Raw genomic sequence first — 572 nt, 5'->3', positions numbered from 1 at the left:
TGGTTGCCCAGCCCGTGCCAGGGGGTACGGCCCACATAGGCCATGTTTTCGACAAGGTGTGCCATGGTGAATCTCCTGTTAAAGAAGGAATGCCCAAAAGGGCAGGGTTAGAGCCAGCCGCGCTCGGCCAGGCTGACGTAGCCGGAACGGGAAACCACAAAGTGGTCCAGCACCCGTACATCGATCAGTGCCAGGGCATCGGTGAGTCGTTTGGTGATCTGCCGGTCGGCATTAGAGGGCTCGCTGCAACCCGAGGGATGGTTGTGGGCAAAGATGACGGCAGCGGCATTGCACTCCAGAGCGCGTTGCACCACCACACGGGGGTAAACAGCAGAGCTGTCGATGGTGCCGTTGAACAAGGTCTCGAAAGTGAGCACCTTGTGTTTGTTGTTGAGGAAGATGGCCGAGAAGACCTCGTTCTTCTCCTGGGCCAGGGCCAGCTGCAGGAACTGAGCGACATCAGTAGGCGCGGTCAGTGCTTCCCGGTCGGTGAGTTCATCAAGCAGGATGGTGGCAGCGGTGCTGACAATCTCCTCGGGCTTCACGCAGCCCTGTACGTGGTACAGGCCCTG

Annotated in this window: 1 protein-coding gene; it reads right to left on the bottom strand. The window is 59.4% G+C overall.

Annotated elements, in window-relative coordinates; all coding sequences use genetic code 11:
• Window positions 1-107 precede the first annotated feature (107 nt).
• Window positions 108-572, bottom strand: a 465-nt coding sequence (gene radC, locus A15D_RS17095; protein ID WP_199175987.1) for a DNA repair protein RadC, incomplete at its 5' end; no start/stop codon positions are given.

The sequence above is a fragment of the Alcanivorax sp. MD8A genome, assembly GCF_002888555.1.
Taxonomy (GTDB): domain Bacteria; phylum Pseudomonadota; class Gammaproteobacteria; order Pseudomonadales; family Alcanivoracaceae; genus Alcanivorax.
Note: the sequence above shows the minus strand (reverse complement) of the source record. Positions and strands in the feature narration are given on the sequence as shown.